Genomic DNA, 19,516 nt, shown 5'->3' with positions numbered 1-19,516 from the left:
ATGTTTGACATGATGAAAATGATGGGGCAGATTAAAGAAGTACAGGGCAAAGTTAAAGAAGCTCAGGAAAATTTAGTTCACATCACAGCAGAAGGTGAAGCCGGAGCAGGAATGGTGAAGGCTAAGGTAAACGGTAAAAAGCAATTAGTGAGCATTGAAATAGATGATTCATTAGTGAATGAGAATGATAAAGAGATGATCCAAGACTTAACAGTTGCTGCCGTTAATAAGGCAATGGCGGAAGTAGATGTTTTGGCTAAGGAAGAAATGAGAAAAGCTACTGATGGAGTCCTTCCTAATATTCCAGGAATGGATTTAGGCAATATGTTCAATGGCTGATAGCGTAGCAGTAGTCATACTTAATTTTAACGGCAGGAATTTTCTAGAGAAATTCCTGCCTAATGTAATTCAAAATTCTAACCCCACTCAGGTCATAGTGGCTGATAATGCTTCAACCGATGAGTCCGTTGACTACCTTAAAACTCATTTCCCTCAAATACAACTTATTGAAATCCCTGAAAATTTAGGCTATGCCGGAGGTTATAATTTTGCGCTGAAGCAAATTCAGTTTGACTATTACGTTTTGCTCAACTCTGACGTAGAAACAACACCAAATTGGATAGCACCAGTCATTAAATTAATGCAGCAAAATGAAAATATTGTTGCTTGCCAGCCGAAGATTAAGTCTTATCATGATAAAGAATTCTTCGAATATGCAGGAGCAGCCGGTGGTTTTATTGATCATTTAGGTTATCCCTTTTGTCGCGGAAGAATATTCTCCCATTTAGAAAAAGATCTAGGTCAATACAATGATAACAGGTCCGTTTTCTGGGCAACAGGTGCCTGTTTGTTCGTGAGAGCTGATGGTTTTCATAAGTTAGGGGGCTTAGATGATCGTTTCTTTGCTCACATGGAAGAGATCGATTTCTGTTGGAGAGCAAAAAATAGCGGTAAGGAAGTTTTTTACTGTGGCGAAAGTACCGTTTATCATGTAGGAGGAGGGACTTTAAAAGCAGAGAGTCCATTTAAGACTTATCTTAATTTCAGGAATAATTGGCTCTTGATGTATAAGAACCTAAGCAAAGAAGAATTTAAAAGCATAAGAAAAAGAAGAAAGCGATTAGATCTTTTAGCGGTCATGCAATTTATTGCGAAAGGGAAAAGAGGAAATGCCAAGGCTATTTTAAAAGCTCATCGGGACTTTAAACATATGAAAAAGCTTTACACACAAGCCCAGGTATCAGGCTTAAGACATGCTGAGATTTACCCTAATTCGCTGATTAAACAGTTTTTTATCAAAGGTAAGAAGGTCTTTTCAGATTTGAAATTTTAAAATGGTGCTAGGATCAAAAGGAAGATTTAATAACAATGTGAATCGTAAAACTCCGCTAATTCGTCTGGCCCGTCAAAAAAACCATCATATAAACGCTCAACCAAGTCAGGACAGTCTACAAAGAATTCAGCTAGCCTTTTCTTTTTGAAGCCAAAAATCCCCTGTGTAACACGAACCATCTCTTCAGAATCTACTTTTTTAAAATAGGGGACTTGGACTTCATATCCACCATCTAAATCACGAAACTCGTCCCAGTATAGCTTGAGCTTTCCTTTATAGGTCAGCCGCATAAATACTTTTTCACCTTGACCTGGAGCACTAATGTGAGTGCTAGTAAACCATCTAATACGGTTATAGAACCAGAGCGATTCGTAAGTACGGTCCTGAATTCGATAGGAAATGATATCGTTGGGGCGATATTTTTTTTCAAAAAACCAAAAGCCTTTCATTTTGACCATCTTGAAAATTTGAACAGATGTTTCTGGTGTCCGATCTCTTAATCGACCATAAATTGTGTCATTACGGTTGGTTACCACATAGCCATCTTGGTAGTTTCTTTGAGCAAACGCCTGATTTTTAGGAACCAAAAGGTAAAAAATGACGGATAGAATTAAATAGTATCTCATTTAACAGATTTTTGAAGTAACCTCATTACGTCATCAATTTTTGAGTTGTCGATCCATCTAGTGACTACTACCATATCATTTGCTTCATCTATAATAATATAATTTCCGCCAAAGCCTGCTGCATAATAAACTTCTTTGGAAACACCTTGCCAAGCGCCTTGGCTGTTATTCCACCATAAATAGCCGTAATCGGGATTACTAGCAGATGATTTTTGAACACTTTTGATCCAATCTTCAGTTAGTAATTCTTGACCATTCCACTTACCGTTTCTTAAAAATAGTAGGCCAAACCTAGCATGGTCTAGCGTATTGATAAATATTCCACCTCCAAAATGTCCACCACCGCTAACGGATTGCACCTGTAAACCGTCTACATTAACATAAGAATTGTGGTAGCCAAGCCATCTCCAGGTTGAAGAAGCACCAATTGGATCCATGATTTCATCTTTTAGTACTTGTGGAAGCGGTTTCCTCCAAACTTGCAGCAGTGAATAAGCTAATACATTAACTCTTACATCATTGTATTTATAGAATGTTCCAGGTTCGTGAAGAGTTCTTGCTCTCCAATCGTCAACTCCACCTTCTTTCGGCGGTCGATCTGCCCAATCATATAATCCGAACTGTTGCCCTGCCCAATCAGAAGATTGTGTGAGTAAATGGTCCCAAGTTATTTTTTGATTATGTGTTCCTTCAAAAGTGCCATCCCAAACATATTGATAAACCTTATCATCAAGATCGCTAATTAAGTTCTTATCCAGTGCTAAACCTGCTACGGTTGAGAGGTAGCTTTTGGCAACACTAAAAGTCATGTCGACCCTGTCAATGTCACCCCATTCTGCCACGATATAACCGTCCTTTATAACTAATCCAGCAGCTCCTCCTCTTTCTCTCACTTGCCCAAGAATTTCAAATTCAGGTTCTCGGGAGAAAGCTTCAATTATAGCAATCCTCAAAACTTTATTGACAGTGTTTTCATATTTTTTGGCTATAGTCACCGCACTATCTAATAATTGCTGATTCATTTGAAGGCTGTTAGCTGCTTTTCGCTCCCATATTTGCTTAGGATAATACTGGCTAAAGGAATAAGTGGAGGATAGCAAAAAGTAACAGATGAATAGGTAAAGCATTTTCATGATCAATCACATTTAATTTATCTAAATATACTAGTACAGAACCAAAGTTCAGCAACTGTAACTCAAGATTAGGAGTGAGAGTAGCAATTAAAAGCCTAAATGCTAAAAAACTAATTTATTTCAGCCTTAAAGAGGGTGCTTTGATCAATAAAAACAGTGTGATTCCAAAGAAAATATTGATTTAAGCGGTGATACTTGTGTTCTGCATTGAATTAGGAAAGTAAATTGTTAATTGTTAGAAATATTCAATTATAGTAAATACTATTATCCTCTTTGAATTACTGGTTAATATAACTTTTCCGTTAAAACAAGTCCTAAAAAAGGTGAAAAAATTTTAAAATAGTACATTGGGCGAAATGTCTTTTTTAAATGGTTTATACGTAAATTATAGGATATTTTGACATTCTATACTTATGGTTGTATAAAATATTTGTCTCTGTAAATTTTAAATTTCACGAATAAAATTCTTATAATTGTAATTAAATGAATAGAAAATATCAAAAAATAAGCCAAAACCCTTAATTGATGTCAGTGATTGAAGAAGAGCAATATTTTAGTACTAACGATTTCCTACCACTTAAAAGAGCACGCATTTTACGTGTACTTACATCGATTACAATCATGGTTCAATCTTCTTTAATTATGTTTTTAGAAGATTTTCAGTTTAGATGACCTTTGTAGCTAAATAGATAATATTAGAATAATTATAATTTATTTTTTTTACATAATATGCTGGATAAAGTATTCAGTGTTTCTTTTTACGAAAACTAAATGAAATGAATACAATTTTTACAAAACTAAATTTAGTAGTCATAAGCTGCTTGTTTCTAGCAAGCTCTGTTATGGCCCAAACAGCTCAACAAAAAGCTAAGATTGCAAATCAATACAATAAGCAAGTATTGAGTGAGCTAGAGCGAAGCTTTTCAGCCAAAGCCCAAAATGAGAAAAAAGAAGCTCTTGAAATGGCTAAACAAAAAGGATGGGAAGTGAAAATGACATTAGAAGATGGTCGCTATGCAGAATTGCAGAAAGTAACGGCAAATGGCGAACCCATCTATTATATTACTTACAATACAGATGCTGCAAAATCAACAAGAACTAATTTTTTGAATTCAGGCGGAGGACTAGGACTGAACCTTAATGGAGACAATATGACTGCCCACGTTTGGGATGGTGGTTTGGCTCGTGCATCTCACCAAGAGTACGATGGTGCTGGGGGTTCAAATCGTTTCTCTGTAGGAGACGGATCAAGCACATTGAATTTTCATGCAGCACACGTGACAGGTACAATTATAGCTTCCGGTGTTCAAGCGGCTGCTAAAGGAATGGCTCCTCATGCAAATGCTGTTGGATATGATTGGAATAGCGATCTTTCGGAGGCTACCAATGCAGCTTCTAACGGAATGTTAGTTTCGAACCATTCTTACGGATATAGAGCGAGTCAGCTACCAGATTGGTATTTTGGTGCATACATAGCTGAATCAAGAGATTGGGATGATTTGATGTATAATTCACCTTATTACATGATGGTAGTTGCGGGCGGTAATGATGGAGGCGATAATTCTTCAAACAGTGCTCCTCTTAATGGAAACAGCTCTTTTGATAAATTATCAGGTCATGCTACTGCAAAGAACAACTTGGTAGTAGCCAATGCACAAGATGCAAATATTGATAGTAACGGAAATTTAATCGGGGTGAGTATTAATAGTTCTTCAAGTGAAGGACCGACAGATGATTTGAGAATCAAACCGGATATTACTGGAAATGGGACAGGTCTTTATTCTACTTATGAAAGCAGTAACACTGCCTATAATACTATAACAGGTACTTCCATGGCCTCACCTAATGTTGCTGGATCCATATTGGTTTTACAAGAGCATGCTAACAATGTATTCGGAAACTATGTAAGAGCTGCGACTCTAAAAGGTATTGTTTTGCATACTGCAGATGATGCAGGTATCACAGGCCCAGACGCAGTTTGGGGTTGGGGATTAATGAATGCTAAAAGAGCAGCTGAAACCATGACCGGTGCAGGTGATATTTCTAAAATAGAAGAACTAACATTAAATAATGGACAATCTTATTCTGTTACAGTTGAATCAGACGGAAATAGCCCATTATTGGCTTCTATTTCCTGGACTGATCAAGGAGGAACGGCTAATACAGGTACCACAAATCTTAGCACCCCCGTTTTGGTGAACGATTTAGATATTAGAGTAACTAAGAACTCAACTACTTACTCGCCTTACCGACTGACAGGTGTTAACAGCAATTCTAAAGGTGACAATAATGTTGACCCTTTTGAAAGAGTAGACATTAATAATGCTAGTGGTTCTTATACTATTACTGTTACACATAAAGGGTCATTAGCAAGTGGAAGTCAAGATTTCTCATTGATCGTAACAGGCCTAACAGGAACTCCTGTTGTTTGCGAAGCTACTACACCAACTAGTTTCTCAGCTTCGAACGTAGGTTCAAATAGTGCTGATTTAAATTGGAGTGATGTGAGCGGAACAACTTACGATGTTCGTTATAGAGTTTCAGGAACTTCTTCATGGACTACTGAAAGCTCTTCTTCCAGTTCATTAACGCTTTCTGGCTTAAGCTCAACCACACAGTATGAGGCCCAAGTAAGAAGTAAATGTTCTGATGGAACTTCTTCTGCTTATTCTTCAAGTGTAAGTTTCACTACTACAGAAGTACAATTAGTGTACTGTGATTCAAACGGAAATAATGTTTCTGATGAATACATCGGAAGAGTTCAGCTAGGTACGCTGGATAATTCTTCTGGTGCAGCTTCTTCAGGTTATGCTGACTTTACCTCTCAGTCTACGGATTTAGGAAAAGGAGATGCTAACACAATTACAGTAACACCTGAATGGACTGGAACAGTTTACAACGAAGGTTATAGCGTATGGATTGATTATAACCAAGATGGAGATTTCAATGATGCAGGTGAACAAGTTTGGACACAATCTGCTACGCAGACGACTCCTGTCAGCGGAAGCTTTACAGTACCAACTTCAGCGCTTTCTGGAAATACCACTATGAGAGTGTCTATGAAATATAATGGTATACCTACTTCTTGTGAATCATTTTCTTATGGTGAAGTAGAAGATTATACGGTTACTATTACTACAGGTACTCCTGAAGTATGCACGGTGCCTAGCAGCTTAAGCGTGTCAAGCGTGGGTGAAAATACGGCTACACTTAATTGGTCTTCTGAGAGTGCAGCAAATGATTATACTGTAAGAATAAGAGTGAATGGAGCCAGCACTTGGTCTACATTATCAGCTACTTCTAACTCAAGATCAGTAAGCGGACTGTCTGCTGATACTGAATATGAATGGCAAGTGAGAAGTAATTGCACAAGTAGCAGTTCTAACTATTCTTCATCTGATTTATTTACTACAGATGCACCGGTTGCAATTACTTATTGTAATGCAAGTGGAGACGACTCAAGTTTCGAATGGATTCAGAGAGTTGTATTAGGTGCAATTGACAATACCAGTGGAGATAATGGCGGTTATGCTGATTTCACAAGTCAAGTGGCAAATGTTCAGCGTGGTACCTCAACTTCTATGAATGTTCAAGCAGGATTTAGTGGAAGTAGCTATACTGAATATTGGAGCGTATGGATAGACTTAAACCAAGATGGTACTTTCTCTTCCGGTGAAAGATTAGTTAATGGTTCTTCTAGTAGCAGTAATCTTTTAAATGCTACGTTGAATATTCCATCTACTGCATTGACAGGAAATACTAGAATGAGAGTAATGATGAAGTATAACGCTCAAGGAACTCCTTGTGAGACCTTTAATTACGGTGAAGTAGAAGATTATACTGTTAATATTACAAATACTCCTTCCAACTATGCAATGGCAGATTTCGACTCTGAGCTATTAGGGAAAGAAGGTAATATTGCCGTTTATAGCTTGTATCCAAATCCGGCACAAGATCAATTAAATGTCAACATAAGAAATATTGATTCCTCTAAAGGTATTCAGATTTACAGCAGCAATGGCGCTCTTGTTAAATCTATCAATACTGGAAAAGAAGTTAATAGCATTGATGTTAGCACTTTGGAAAAAGGAATGTATATACTAAAAGCAAATACAGCGAAAGAGGCCGTAAGTGCCAATTTCATCGTTAAATAATTACTAAAAATTAAGTTAAAATTGGAAACGCATGGAGCTCTGCTTCATGCGTTTTTTTATGTCTTAACTTGAAAAGTGAAATACTTTCAAGATTAATTTATTAATTTGAAATTTAATTAAATCACTATTTCATGAAAATCTATTTAGCTGCTCTGTCACTTTTCTTATTTTTTAGTTGTCAAACTAAAGAATCAGAGGATCAACTTTCTGCTCACGAAGGTAAAATTCAAGTGGAAGGAGGTGAGTTATGGTATAAAGTAATGGGCAAAGGAGATGGTATTCCGATTTTGACCTTACATGGAGGTCCGGGTGGAACACATCGTTATTTTTATAAGCTAAGCCCTCAAAATGAAGATAGAAAAGTAATTCTATTTGATCAGTTAGGCAGTGGCAGATCAGATTATCATACTGATACCACGCTCATGACGGTTGATCATTTTGTCAATCAAGTGAAGGCGGTTGTAGATCATTTAAAGCTAGAAGATTTTTATTTGCTAGGGCAATCATGGGGTGGCGCCTTGGCGGTGGAATATTATATGCATCATCCAGAAGGGATCGAAGGATTGATTCTCACTAGTCCTTTGATTTCAACTCCGCGTTGGGAAGCAGATGCGGATACATTAGTTACTGAATTACCTGATAGTTTGCAAAAAATAGTGCTTGAAGCTAATAAAACCGGTGAATACGATACTCCCGAATATGATAAAGCGAACTCTTATTATTGGAGTCAATTTGGAATGAGAACATCAAAGAAATCTCATCCTATGGATACAGTGGAGGTATCGGGAAACAGTGTGATTTATAATTATATGTGGGGGCCAAGTGAATTTAGATGCACGGGAACTTTAAAAGACTTTGATAGAACAGCCAGCTTGTCCGAAATTGAGGTGCCAGTTTTGTTTTTAACGGGAGAATTTGATGAAGCCAGACCCGAAACGATTAAGTATTTTAACAGTTTAGTGCCCAATTCAAGATTTGAAGTCGTGCCAGCATCCGGTCATTCCACTTTAAATGATAACCCTGAAGATTATAACCGATTCATAAAAGACTTTCTTTCTAATCAAAAATAAAAAATCATGAGACCACTATTCATAATTCTTTGCGCTGCTTTTTTCAGTTTCAATTCATTAGCTCAACTTAATAGACCTAACGATCCTCTTGCCCATACCTATTCTATTGTAGCAAGAGACGCCAAAACTGGTGAAATGGCCGTAGCCGTACAGAGCCATTGGTTCAGCGTTGGAACAGCTGTTTCCTGGGGAGAAGCCGGTGTGGGGGTTGTGGCCACACAATCTTTCACCAATAAATCATTTGGCTTAAGAGGCTTGGCCATGCTAAAAGCAGGATTAAGTCCTCAAGAAGCAATGGACAGTTTGTTGAACAATGACGATGGAAAAGCTTTCAGACAAGTCGCGATTTTAGATGTCAAAGGAAGAGTAGCCACACATACAGGAGCGAAATGTATAGACGAAGCAGGTCATGCCAATGGCGATAACTTTTCAGTACAAGCCAATATGATGCTGAACGATACCGTGGTTCCTACCATGGAAGAAGCTTGGAAAAAACACAGTGATTTAGCTTTGGCAGAGCGTATGGTCAAAGTATTGGATGCCGCACAAGCTCAGGGCGGAGATATCAGAGGAAAGCAATCTGCTGCACTTTTGGTGGTAAAAGCAGAAGCTTCAAATGAACCTTGGAATGATAGAGTATTAGATTTAAGAGTAGATGATCATCAAAACCCAGTTCTGGAATTAAACAGATTGGTGAAAGTTTATAGAGCCTATGAGCACATGAACCAAGGCGATTATTTTGTGGAAAAGGGTAAAATGCAAGAAGCAATGAACCAATATAATTCGGCCATGGAAATGTTCCCTGAAAACCTTGAAATGCAATATTGGACGGCCATAACCTTAGCAAATGACGGCAAAACAGATCAGGCAGTAAAAATGCTTCAAAAGATTTATAAGCAAGATGCTAATTGGCGAGAATTGACTAAAAGATTGCCCAAGGTTGGCTTGTTGGAAGTGGAGGATCAAGAATTAAAAAAATTATTGAAATAAAATTATATTTAACCCAGATTAAATCCCTTTATGAAATTAGTGAATAGTATTACTATTTTATCAATTTTTAGTGTATTTCTTATTTCTTGTACAAACAATGAGAGTAAAGAAAAATCAGAAGATGAAACAATCAAAATCAACTTAGACAAAGCCCAAACCTTAAAAGTAAGCGATCATTTCAAGTTGAAAGATGTCATTTATTTTTCTGATAGTCTGGTAGTTGATCATCTTATAAAATCTAGTGTCATCAACAATAAACTGGTTTTGCATTGCGGAAGGGGGTTAGATTATCTCTTAATAAAGGATATGAGAACTGGAGAGGAGATAGTGATATCAGCAAAAGGTGAAGGGCCTAATCAATATCAAAAGCTAAATGATTTCTTCATTAATGAAAAAGGTCAGATTGAGCTGTTAGACGGGCAGGCTGGGAAAATCTTAACCTATAATTTAAAAGGGGGCTTGTTATCGGTATATCAAAATGAAAAATTGCAAAATGTAGGCAGTTTCTTAAGCTTAAATGGGGAAGATTATTTTCTTTATGGGGGGAATTTCTATGCTGGAACTGAAGGTTATCAAATGCAGATTTGGAATAAGAACGAAGGGAAAGTTGAATCAAGCTATCTCCCATTTGAAGAGAAAAAAGCGGTATTTATGCTTTTTATAGAGCCTAGAAATTTCTCTAAGAGCCCTGCCAGTTTCTTTCAGGTTTACAATCAGAACGTTTATGAATTGAGTGAAGATGCGGTAAATGATTCTTTATATCTTGATTTTGGTCAACATAATATTCCGGCCGAGTTTTTTGAAAATTCATATCAGGATGTTAGAGAATTTAGCCAGGCTATGGCCAAAAGTGGATATGCCTACGGTCTAGGAAATTTTCTATTAGAAGAAAATCTACTATTTGCTTCAGTAAGAAAGAATGAGCAGGATTATCATTTATATATTAATCCTAAAACTGGAGAATCAAGTGTTTTTGATGAGATCAGTAATGATGTTTTTGGTCTGAATACAGGAGAGAAAATCGGGTATTCACATAGACCCATCGCAATGGACGGCAACCATATTTATTTCATCCTTAGCTTAGAAGCCTATAATGAAAATATGGGAGGGACGCTCATTAAAACTTCATCAAAAAGTGAGCTGAACCAAAGACTACTATCAAAAATTAACAACTTTGAAGAGGGGGATAATTTGGCGATTGTGAAGTGTGAGATGAGAAGTATTAAATAGAATACTAAATAAAATGCAAGACCCCTCTATCCCCAACATCCACCGCTTTTATAAATCCGCTGTTTTTCTCCCGAAAAGCTCGTATTTTAGATAAAAATAATAATTTTATCATGAAGAAAATATGGGCTTTTCCACTTGCATTGGTAGTTATTGCATGCAGCAGTGGTGAAAAAAAATCAAAAATGGAAATTAAAGATTATCCTGAAACAGCTATGGTAGATACAGTAGATAATTATTTTGGTACTGAGGTACCTGATCCATATCGTTGGTTGGAAGATGACCGCTCCGAAGAAACAGCAGAATGGGTGAAAGCACAAAATGAAGTGACTTTCGGCTATTTGAACAATATTCCTTTCAGAGATAAAATAGAAGCTAGATTGACTGAGCTTTGGAATTACGCCAAAGAAAGTGCGCCAAGAAAGCATGGTGATTATTATTATACATACAAAAATGATGGATTGCAAAACCAGTGGGTAGTATATCGTAAAAAAGGATTAGAGGGTGAGGAAAGCGTTTTCCTTGATCCTAATACTTTTTCTGATGATGCTACAACTTCCTTGGCAGGTACTTCTTTCACTAAAGATGGAAGCCTTTTGGCTTATTCCATTTCTGAAGGAGGTTCTGACTGGAGAAAAGTAATCGTAATGAATGCAGAGGATAAATCCATAGTGGAGGACACTATCCGAAACGTGAAATTTAGTGGGGTTTCCTGGAAAGGAAATGAAGGCTTTTTTTACAGCAGTTATGACAAACCAGAGGGAAGTGAACTTTCTGCTAAAACTCAGGAGCATAAATTATATTATCATAAACTAAACACTCCTCAAGCAGAAGATGAACTGATATTTGGCGGAAGCCAAACCCCAAGAAGATACATTGGTGGATATGTGAGTGAAGATGAAAAGTTTTTATTTATTTCTGCCTCTGAAAGCACTAGTGGTAATGAATTGTATGTGAAAGACTTATCAGATAGGAGTAATCCAATTGTTCCAATAGCAGAAGGGTTTGATAGCGAGCATTCTGTATTGGACAATGATGGCAATAGATTATTAATTGAAACGAATTTAAATGCGCCCAATAAAAGATTGGTAGAAGTGGATGCCAATAATCCTTCTACCGAAAATTATAAGGATGTGATTCCGGAAACCGAAAATGTATTGAATGTAGGGGCTGCAGGTGGCTATCTTTTTGCAAACTATATGGTGGATGTGAAAACCGAAGTCCATCAATTTGATTATGAAGGCAATAAAGTTCGTCAAGTTGAATTGCCGGGTATCGGTTCTGCAGGTGGGTTTGCTGCTGAGAAAGAAGATGAAAAATTATATTATAGCTTTACATCATTCACTTATCCTTCTGCAATTTTTGAATATGACATTGAAGCAGGAACTTCTGAATTGTACTGGAAACCAGAAATAGATTTCAATCCTGAAGATTATGAAACAGAACAAGTATTTTATGAAAGTAAGGATGGTACTAAAATCCCGATGTTTATTACCCATAAAAAAGGAATTGAATTAAATGGTAAAAACCCAACGGAGCTTTATGCTTATGGCGGATTTAATGTGAGTTTGCGTCCAAGCTTTAGTGTAGCCCGATTGGTTTGGCTGGAAGAAGGAGGAATTTATGCACAACCGAATTTAAGAGGAGGAGGAGAATATGGAGAAGAATGGCATAAAGCCGGCACAAAAATGCAAAAGCAAAATGTATTCGATGATTTCATTGCGGCAGCTGAATATCTCATTGCTGAAGGCTATACCAGTTCTGATAAACTGGCCATTTCAGGTGGATCTAATGGTGGATTACTAGTTGGAGCTACCATGACCCAGCGTCCTGATTTGATGAAAGTTGCATTTCCGGCTGTGGGAGTAATGGATATGTTGAGATATCACACCTTTACAGCAGGAGCAGGCTGGGCTTATGATTACGGAACTTCGGAGGACAGCAAAGAGATGTTTCAGTATTTGAAAGGCTACTCTCCGGTTCATAATGTAAAAGAAGGCGTGAAATATCCAGCCACCATGGTCACCACAGCTGATCATGACGATAGGGTAGTGCCGGCTCATTCATTCAAATTTGCAGCGGAATTGCAGGAAAAGCATGCGGGCGAAAGTCCTGTTTTAATTAGAATTGAAACCAATGCAGGGCACGGAGCTGGTAAACCAACTGATAAAATCATTGATGGTATAGCTGATAAGTATGCATTCGCTTGGTACAATATGGGTTTGATTCCCATGAATGAGGAAATGTAGATTTTTGTAATCTGAATAAGAGATTGAATAAATGAGGTGAAGACTCTAATTTCTGATATTATCGGAAGTTGGAGTCTTTTTTTTATTAGGATTGAAAATCCAATGATAGTGCTTTCGGAATTACAAATTCCGAAAAGCTACAGCTATTAAGTTACAAGATGGGAAAAGCTACATTGCTTAGTTTTACTCACAATAACGACAAACTATTTTTTTGCTAAAACTAATAAAAGCTTGCAGTTTTGCATTTGTAATCAATTCGCTCAAATATAAAGTATATGAATTCAGAAAAATATGCCGTGATTTGGAAGCATTTTAATCATAATTCTGAAATAGGGGATCGCTTAAATGCTGAGCAAGACTTCAGTCTCCCATATTTTTTGAGTGAAGAAGAAAAAGCTAAATTCGACAAGAAAGAGCAAGTCAGCCTGAATCCTTTTCATTTGGTTATGGGGTTATTAGTGGGCTATTTTGACAAACCCCCGGGCATAGATACACGCTTTGCAAAGAAAAAGGCAGCTAGTATTATTCGCGAACATTTACCTCGTTTTAAGACTAACTCGTTGGAGAACCTAGTTTTAGACTTATCGAATTTTTTGCGTGATAGTCACGGTCAAAAAGTAAGCTTACAATCCTTAATAGCTGGGGTGGAGCTTCAGCCCAGCAGCAGTGCGATTAAGTATGACGCTTGCATTGATTTAATTGGCTGCATTGATAGTGATGAGCTAGAAGATCGCATCGCGGCCGTTCAGCAGCTAAAATTATTTCTCAGTAAGATTGATGCAAAAGAACTAAAGCAGGAGCTTGTGCCCGATTATATGAAAATGATTCAGATAGCCAATGAATTCTAAAAACACGATAGCAATCTAATTCTTCCTTTGAGTTCTAGATCAAATAATCTTCCACTTTTTTGTAATAGCTTTTATTATCCCAACATTGACAATACTCGCCGGTCTGTAGCAATAGTTTATCCAAGAAGTTAAATTAGTAGTAAGAAAATACAGAGATAGGATTGAAAACCCGGAATTCGAAAGAAAATATGAGATGAATTCTAACCGGATCTTTATTAGGACTTAAAACAATAGGATCAATGGCAAGATATGCAATCAGTGATATTCATGGATGTTTTTATACTTTAAGAGAATTACTCGATGTAGTAGGTTTCAACAAAGAAGATCAGTTATTTTTTTCTGGTGATTTTATCAATAGAGGAGGTAATAGCAAACAGGTTATTGATTTTTTAATGCAATTAGAAAAAGGCGATTATCAGGTTAAATTTTCCAAAGGCAATCATGAGGATATGTTATTTGATTCTTCTAAGGTCAAAGACTTTTCTGGAGGAGATGACTCCTTACATGCAAGCTTTGGAATTAGTCATTTTACTGAATTGGAAGAAGAATATAAGCAATGGATTAAAAATTTAGAATACTTTCATACTTCCGAGGAATACATCTTAGTGCACGCAGGTTTAGATTTTCATGAGGATGATATTTTGAAGAAAAATGAAAATATGCTTTGGATCAATGATTGGTACGGTGATATAGATTATGACAGATTGGGTGATCGTATAATTGTCCATGGTCATAATATTTTACCAAAACAGTTGATATTAGCGATGCGAGATAATCTTGACAAAGATCGAGTCTTGGATATCGATAATGGATGCTATAAAGCTGGAGAGAAAAATGAAGGCAATTTATGCTGCTTTAATTTAGATAGCAGGGAACTCCATTTTCAAGAGAACATAGATTGATTTTCCTACCTTCTGAGTTCATTAGTAAAAGTAATTGTAATAGTTGAAGTTTCGACTGATGCTTATCTTTCTTTTTTAACTAGGTCATTTTTATTTTTCTGTAAAATCTTTGCGCCTTATCGACTTTGCTTTTATTTTTATCTTTATGAACGTAAAAATCAGAAGAGCAACAGAAAAAGATATTCCAAGAACTTTAGAGTTAATCCAAGAACTGGCAGTTTATGAACGCGAGCCGAATGCAGTGGTGATAGATGTAGAAGAACTCACCAAGGACGGTTTCGGTGAAAACCCTGCCTATGGCTTATTTGTAGCAGAAACAGAAAAAGAGATTGTGGGAATAGCCTTGTATTATTTCCGATATTCTACATGGAATGGGAAAGTACTTTATTTGGAGGATTTGATCGTAACCGAATCCGAGAGAGGAAATGGCTACGGTAGAAAATTATTAAATGCCATTTTGCAAGAAGCTGATGAACAAAGTTGCAGATTGTGCACTTGGCAAGTTCTGGATTGGAATGAGCCTTCTATCGAATTTTATAAGGCCATTGGAGCTGACTTAGATGAAGGCTGGATTAATTGTACAGTAAAACAGGATCAGTATAAAGAGATTTATCAGTCATAGTAATTTGATTTCTATTCGATGTTCTTCATTCTATCTAAAACCATAAGTTATCTTCTTATGCCGGCTACTTTAATCGGCTTGATATGGTTAGCATACTTTATTTTTCGTAAATGGAAGTTCCGAAAATACTTAGCACTTTTGGGTTTTGTCTGTTTTATCGTCTTTACAAACGATTTTTTAGCAAATTCCTTTTTGAAAGCATGGCAGACCGAACCCGCTAATCTTGGTAAAATTAAAGCTCAAAACTATACTTACGGTGTACTTTTAACAGGTATGACCAATACCTTAAAGGAACCAAAAGATCGAGTTTATTTTAATCAGAATGCAGATCGGCTGTTGCAATCTATGATGCTATTTGAGCAAGGAATAATTGATACACTATATATTTCAGGTGGGGGAGCAACAGCCTTAAGAAAAGATTTACAGGAATCTCGAGTGCTATTGTCGTATCTGGAATCTATTAATTTTCCAATTGAGAAAGTGATCATTGAAGATCAATCGAGAAACACAGTGGAAAGTGCTCGCTTTGCAAGTGACTTTATTAGCAAACAAAGGAAAATACTGTTGATCACCAGTGCTTCCCATATGCCAAGAGCAATGGGTTGTTTTGCAAAAGAAGATTTTAATGTGGTAGCATATCCTGCTGTTTACTTTACCAATGATGAATTGATAAGCCTCTCTATGTTCCTGCCTTCTTACGAAGCGCTACTGAAATGGACAATCTTATTTAAAGAATGGATGGGTTATTCTGCTTATTGGTTGGCGGGATATTTATAAGCTGAAATATCGAAATTTTTTAAAATCATAAAGTCGCTCTGGGCTACTATTTCGAATCAGTACTTTTAAAATAACCTATTTGGTTTTTTGGAGATTAATGAAGAAAACGATATTATTTTCCAAATTAAATGCTTAGAAAGCTAACAAGCTTCATCCATGCAATTAGCTTTATAAAGTAAAAATTGAAAAAATAAGAAGATGCAAAAACCAAACCTTATCCTTTTACATGGTGCTTTAGGAAGTTCACAATCATTTGAAAATTTAAAACCTTTATTATCTAAAAATTTTAATTTGATTATTCCTGATTTGAAATGGCATGGTAGCAGATCAGCTGCAGATTCTAAATTTCGAATGCAAGATTTGATTACGGATTTTGAAAATATCTTGCAAAAAGAGAATATCCACTCTGCTAATGTATTTGGGTTTAGTATGGGAGGCTATGTTGCGCTTTCTTTGGCGTTGAAACATCCTGAGCAATTTCAGAAAATAATGACGTTAGGCACCAAGTTGGATTGGAAACCTGAACAATCTGAAAAAGAAAGTAAAATGTTAAATCCTGAAAAAATTCAGGAGAAAGTCCCGCAATTTGCTGATCATTTAAAATCTCTTCATGGTAAAAATTGGGATCATCTGTGTAGGCAAACTGCTCATATGATGAAAGGGCTGGGTGTAAGTCCCATTTTGACTACGGAAAATATTTCCACTATAGATTTGCCCATTAAATTGTGCTTGGGAGATCAAGATCATATGGTAAGTTTAGAAGAGACCAAGGCTTTTTACAGTGTTCTTTTAAAGGGAGAAATGAAGCTTTTATCAAGCTGCCCTCATCCAATTGAGAAGCTTGATCCTAAGTTATTGGAACAGTCTGTTCTCGATTTCTTTCCTTAATTAATAGTATTTATAATGTTTTCAAATTCTGAAAGAGTGGCATTTGAAAATCGAAAGGCTATATTTACATTATGAAAGTGATTACTATTTTTCTTTCCATTTTAATTTTGTGCCTATCTGCCGCACCTTGTCGTGCAGAACAGGATACTTGTCATGAAGAAATAGAATCATGTAGGGATGAAACGCCTTTGCCTGTGGATAATGATAAGCCTGAATTACCTTGTTTACCTTTTTATTCATGTGGTTCTTGTACAGGTTTTAATGTGACTACTTTGGATTTCTCAGACTTCAATGGTGAATTCCATGAACAGTCTGATTTTAGTACTAGCTGTTTTCAGGGTGTGTCTAAAATGTACAGACCATCTTTACTAAAACCTCCCAAACAGATTTAAGAACTTTGGATTATTTTATCGCTTTCTCTATTTGCTGGAAGTGTTATCAAGTGGAATCTTAAATCTTAAATAAAATGTTAAAATATATATTGGGAACACTGCTTTTTTTGAGCAGTCAAAATGCCTATTCACAAAATACTTTTAAAGCCACTATTCTTGATGAAGAAACTGCAGAACCTATAGTAGGGGCAAGTGTCTATTTTTCAAACTTAGAAAAAGGAGAAGTCACCGATGTAAATGGAAATGTGAGTGTCACTGGAATTCCCGATGGGAAGCACCAACTACAAATCAGCTACGTAGGCTACGAAACGATAAAGAAATCTTATTCATTTCCTTTAACAGATGATTTGTTGCCTCTAAGCATTTCAATGCATCATGATCATGAGGAAATGGAGGAAGTTACGGTTACTTCTACGCGAAGTAGCAGAACCATTGAAGATATCCCCACAAGAGTGGAAGTAATAGCAGGTGAGGAATTAGCCGAAAAGGGGAATATGAAACCCGGAGATATAAGAATGTTGTTGAACGAAAGTACAGGTATTCAAACCCAGCAAACCTCTGCTACCAGTTATAATTCAAGTATCAGGATTCAAGGCTTAGATGGGAAATACACTCAACTAATGAGAGACGGACTACCACTCTATTCCGGATTTTCAGGTGGATTAAGCTTGATGCAAATTGCACCCTTGGATTTAAAGCAGGTAGAGGTGATCAAAGGTTCTTCGTCCACTTTATATGGAGGTGGGGCCATTGCTGGCCTTGTCAACCTCATCACTAAAGAACCTGATTACGAGAAGGAATTAAGTTTTATGTTTAACGGGACTTCAGCACTTGGCTTGGATGCAAGTAGTTTCTACTCTAAAAGAAATGATAAAATAGGCACCACTATTTTTGCTTCCTATAATAAAGGAACGGCTTATGATCCTGCTAATATTGGACTCACCGCTATTCCTAAGTTTGATCGCTTTACCTTAAATCCTCGCCTATTTCTTTACTTCAATGAAGAAACGGAAATGAATCTTGGCGTAAACGTTGTAACTGAAGACCGTTTAGGTGGTAACATGGATTTCGTTAATGGAGAAGATGTAACGGATGCCTATTTTGAAAATAATGAAACTGATAGGCTTTCTTCGCAACTTAATTTCACACATCAAACAGATGAAAATTCCCAAATAGAGATCAAAAACAGCATTAATTTTTATGATAGAACCATAGAGGTGCCAGATTTTACATTTTCAGGGAGACAAATTTCTTCTTTCAGTGAAGTCAATTATTCTAATTTTAATGAAATATCAGAGTGGGTGACAGGAGTCAACCTTTGGACCGATCAATTTAATCAAGTTGAGGGATCTCCTAATCAGGAATTGGATTTTGAGAATAACACCTTGGGGGTATTTGCTCAAAATATCTGGAATATGACTGAAATTTGGACTTTAGAAACTGGTTTTAGGGTTGATTATCACAGTGAATATGGATTTTTTCCTTTGCCAAGGCTTTCCTTAATGTTTGAACCACAAGAGGAACTTACTTTTAGGCTAGGTGGAGGTTTGGGATATAAAACGCCTACTGTTTTTTCTGAAGATGCAGAGAAAAGGCAGTTTAGAAACATTCAACCCATTAACACTAATCTAACCGATGCGGAACGGTCACTTGGAGCTAATTTTGATATCAATTATAAGAAATCTGTAACTGATGAATTAACACTTTCAAGTAATGTACTGTTTTTTTACACTCAAATTGAAAATCCACTCATGTTGAGAAACCTTGGAAGTACCTTCGAATTTCAGCAATTTGATGGATATATTGATACCAAAGGAGCTGAGGTCAATATGAAATGGTCGTATTATGATTTCAAGCTCTTTGTAGGGTATACTTATTCAGATGTGAATACTTATTCCAATGGAGATAAAACTACCTTCCCCTTGGTGGCCAAAAACAGATTAAATAATGTATTGATGTATGAGAAGCACGGGAATTTTTGGGTAGGATTGGAAGCCTATTATTTCAGTCCGCAGAAATTAAATGATGGTGCAACCGGACAAGCTTATTGGATTACAGGTTTGATGACTGAGAAGACAATCGGAGATCATTTCTCGGTTTTTTTAAATTTTGAGAATTTTTTAGATACTCGGCAAACAGCCTTTGATACGATTGTTACTGGAGATATCAATGATCCTGAATTTCGGGATATTTATGCACCTGTTGATGGTTTTGTAATTAATGGGGGTGTTAAAATTAAGCTTTAGAATGCATCAATTCAAATATGCTAGATTACAATGTCAATAGAGGGCGTACCTGATAGTAC

The 19,516-nt window shown here is 36.6% G+C and carries 16 protein-coding genes; 14 read left to right on the top strand and 2 right to left on the bottom strand.

Features of this window, described 5'->3' with window-relative positions:
* Nucleotides 1–339: a YbaB/EbfC family nucleoid-associated protein gene (locus B9Y84_RS09020; protein WP_085516758.1), complete on the top strand. Its 339-nt coding sequence runs from the start codon at nucleotides 1–3 to the stop codon at nucleotides 337–339.
* The gene (locus B9Y84_RS09015) at nucleotides 332–1,333 is read left to right on the top strand and encodes a glycosyltransferase family 2 protein (RefSeq protein ID WP_085516757.1); all 1,002 of its coding nucleotides are present in this window, start codon (nucleotides 332–334) and stop codon (nucleotides 1,331–1,333) included. Before B9Y84_RS09020 ends, B9Y84_RS09015 begins: the two co-directional genes overlap by 8 nt.
* 26 nt (nucleotides 1,334–1,359) lie before the next feature.
* On the opposite strand, the gene B9Y84_RS09010 is transcribed toward B9Y84_RS09015, so the two are convergent.
* Nucleotides 1,360–1,959, bottom strand: coding sequence for a hypothetical protein (locus tag B9Y84_RS09010; RefSeq protein ID WP_085516756.1), 600 nt, complete (start codon nucleotides 1,957–1,959; stop codon nucleotides 1,360–1,362).
* Nucleotides 1,956–3,092, bottom strand: coding sequence for a serine hydrolase domain-containing protein (locus B9Y84_RS09005; protein ID WP_085516755.1), 1,137 nt, complete (start codon nucleotides 3,090–3,092; stop codon nucleotides 1,956–1,958). Before B9Y84_RS09005 ends, B9Y84_RS09010 begins: the two co-directional genes overlap by 4 nt.
* Nucleotides 3,093–3,868: 776 nt before the next feature.
* On the opposite strand from B9Y84_RS09005, the gene B9Y84_RS09000 reads away from it, so the two are divergent.
* The 12 genes from B9Y84_RS09000 to B9Y84_RS08945 all read left to right on the top strand — a co-directional run bounded on the left by B9Y84_RS09000 (nucleotide 3,869) and on the right by B9Y84_RS08945 (nucleotide 19,457).
* On the top strand, nucleotides 3,869–7,246 hold the full coding sequence (locus B9Y84_RS09000) for a GEVED domain-containing protein (RefSeq protein ID WP_085516754.1): 3,378 nt from the start codon (nucleotides 3,869–3,871) through the stop codon (nucleotides 7,244–7,246).
* Between the two features lie 131 nt (nucleotides 7,247–7,377).
* Entirely contained in the window at nucleotides 7,378–8,316 is a 939-nt protein-coding gene (locus B9Y84_RS08995) for a proline iminopeptidase-family hydrolase (protein WP_085516753.1), read from the top strand.
* A 6-nt stretch (nucleotides 8,317–8,322) separates the two neighbouring features.
* Complete coding sequence (locus tag B9Y84_RS08990; protein WP_085516752.1) at nucleotides 8,323–9,306, top strand: DUF1028 domain-containing protein; 984 nt, start codon at nucleotides 8,323–8,325, stop codon at nucleotides 9,304–9,306.
* Nucleotides 9,307–9,336: 30 nt separating this feature from the next.
* A complete protein-coding gene (locus tag B9Y84_RS08985; protein ID WP_085516751.1) occupies nucleotides 9,337–10,536 on the top strand; it encodes a 6-bladed beta-propeller in 1,200 nt (399 codons plus the stop codon).
* 110 nt (nucleotides 10,537–10,646) lie between these two features.
* Nucleotides 10,647–12,782 carry a prolyl oligopeptidase family serine peptidase gene (locus tag B9Y84_RS08980; RefSeq protein WP_085516750.1) on the top strand — a complete coding sequence of 712 codons (2,136 nt, stop codon included), beginning with the start codon at nucleotides 10,647–10,649 and terminating at the stop codon, nucleotides 12,780–12,782.
* A gap of 275 nt (nucleotides 12,783–13,057) precedes the next feature.
* On the top strand, nucleotides 13,058–13,630 hold the full coding sequence (locus B9Y84_RS08975; protein WP_085516749.1) for a hypothetical protein: 573 nt from the start codon (nucleotides 13,058–13,060) through the stop codon (nucleotides 13,628–13,630).
* Between the two features lie 239 nt (nucleotides 13,631–13,869).
* Nucleotides 13,870–14,532: a metallophosphoesterase gene (locus tag B9Y84_RS08970; protein WP_085516748.1), complete on the top strand. Its 663-nt coding sequence runs from the start codon at nucleotides 13,870–13,872 to the stop codon at nucleotides 14,530–14,532.
* A gap of 145 nt (nucleotides 14,533–14,677) precedes the next feature.
* Entirely contained in the window at nucleotides 14,678–15,154 is a 477-nt protein-coding gene (locus B9Y84_RS08965) for a GNAT family N-acetyltransferase (protein ID WP_085516747.1), read from the top strand.
* A 57-nt stretch (nucleotides 15,155–15,211) separates the two neighbouring features.
* Entirely contained in the window at nucleotides 15,212–15,931 is a 720-nt protein-coding gene (locus B9Y84_RS08960) for a YdcF family protein (protein ID WP_176223759.1), read from the top strand.
* Between the two features lie 198 nt (nucleotides 15,932–16,129).
* Entirely contained in the window at nucleotides 16,130–16,819 is a 690-nt protein-coding gene (locus B9Y84_RS08955; protein ID WP_085516745.1) for an alpha/beta fold hydrolase, read from the top strand.
* Between the two features lie 71 nt (nucleotides 16,820–16,890).
* Nucleotides 16,891–17,211 (top strand): hypothetical protein, encoded by a 321-nt coding sequence (locus B9Y84_RS08950; protein ID WP_085516744.1) that lies wholly within the window; start codon nucleotides 16,891–16,893, stop codon nucleotides 17,209–17,211.
* A 74-nt stretch (nucleotides 17,212–17,285) separates the two neighbouring features.
* Entirely contained in the window at nucleotides 17,286–19,457 is a 2,172-nt protein-coding gene (locus B9Y84_RS08945) for a TonB-dependent receptor (RefSeq protein ID WP_085516743.1), read from the top strand.
* Nucleotides 19,458–19,516 lie beyond the last annotated feature (59 nt).

Origin of the sequence: Marivirga sericea, from assembly GCF_900177665.1 — a bacterium.
GTDB classification, from domain to species: Bacteria; Bacteroidota; Bacteroidia; order Cytophagales; family Cyclobacteriaceae; genus Marivirga; species Marivirga sericea.
The sequence above is the reverse complement of the archived record's forward strand: the minus strand, read 5'-3'. Positions and strand labels throughout refer to the sequence as shown.